General features: G+C 55.8%; 1 protein-coding gene. It reads right to left on the bottom strand.

The genetic code is table 11. The features are described from left to right. Positions 1-484, bottom strand: a 484-nt coding sequence (locus tag DC347_RS21300) for a CocE/NonD family hydrolase (RefSeq protein ID WP_123059247.1), incomplete at both ends; no start/stop codon positions are given.

Below are 484 nucleotides of genomic sequence, written 5' to 3'. Positions count from 1 at the left end.
CCATGACGAAAATACGAACCCTGGAGGCAGGGATGGCCGGCTCCACACCCCGGACATTCCGATCGTAGAACGCAATGTGCGATTCGCTGAGGTCACCAAATGCAAGCTGTCCGTAATAGCGATCCGGGTATTGCCCGGTCAAGTTCATATGATCCCAAGGGCCGATGACCAGACGGGAGTCCTCACGTGCTGTCTCCGTGGCGCCCTGCGTCCGAACCCGGACAAAGTCGGCGACCTGCTCATGAACCTTCAGGTCGTACCAGCCGGTCATGCTGAGCACGGGGACGGTGACCTTGCCAATGGCACCTGAGAAATCTTGATTCTTCCAATAGTCATCGAAATCCGGGTGCGAGAGCCAATCATCGAACCACCTCCCCTTACCAATCACCGGAAGATCGGCCACAGGCGTGAACTCATTCAATTGCATCAAATCCTCCAGTGCTTGACCTAGCTGCATCAGGGTCGTGGCATCAGATTTTTCACC

It is taken from the genome of Pseudarthrobacter sp. AG30 (genome assembly GCF_003116525.1).
GTDB lineage: Bacteria > Actinomycetota > Actinomycetes > Actinomycetales > Micrococcaceae > Arthrobacter.
The sequence above is the reverse complement of the archived record's forward strand: the minus strand, read 5'-3'. Positions and strand labels throughout refer to the sequence as shown.